Annotated in this window: 1 tRNA gene; it reads right to left on the bottom strand. The window is 52.7% G+C overall.

Annotated elements, in window-relative coordinates:
• Positions 1–510: 510 nt before the first annotated feature.
• Positions 511–595, bottom strand: a tRNA-Leu gene (locus tag QEH57_RS24750).
• Positions 596–605 lie beyond the last annotated feature (10 nt).

Genomic DNA, 605 nt, shown 5'->3' with positions numbered 1-605 from the left:
CACGGCTTGCGCCATACGCCCCTCAAGCGTACGTGTCTACCAATTCCACCACCTGAGCAAGATGATTGAGGTCGCAAAGAAATGGAGATCTAAGGAGCTTTGTAAAGCGCGAAAACAGATTTATTTCGTGGCGAGGTTTTACGGTTCAACTGTCCGCTGTCGGCTCGTGAAAAGGTGACGCAGATTATTAAAGTTAATCACCGTTTTGCGAGGAATCTCCATGAACGGATGCAGATGACCTTAGAGCACTGTTCAGGGACTTGCGGCGTGCCGCGAGCGGCAGCCCTACGCGAGGACTTCTGGTTTGGACACAAAAAAGGCCGCTTAAAGCGGCCTTTTTTAAAATGGTGCTCAGAAGAGGATTGATTCGCTGCCCTCAGGGCTACGCCCCAATGCTTCGCATTGCCCATCTCCAGTCGCTGCGCTCCTTCCGTCGAACCTCCCGATCGGTTCTCGTCCTCGAGCAGTTCGGATACAAAAAAGGCCGCTTGCTGCGGCCTTTTTTAAAAGTGGTGCTCAGAAGAGGACTCGAACCTCCACGGCTTGCGCCATACGCCCCTCAAGCGTACGTGTCTACCAATTCCACCACCTGAGCAAGATGATTG

This window comes from Pelagicoccus sp. SDUM812005 (genome assembly GCF_031127875.1).
Lineage (GTDB): Bacteria > Verrucomicrobiota > Verrucomicrobiia > Opitutales > Opitutaceae > Pelagicoccus.
This window is presented reverse-complemented; position numbering and strand designations above follow the sequence as displayed.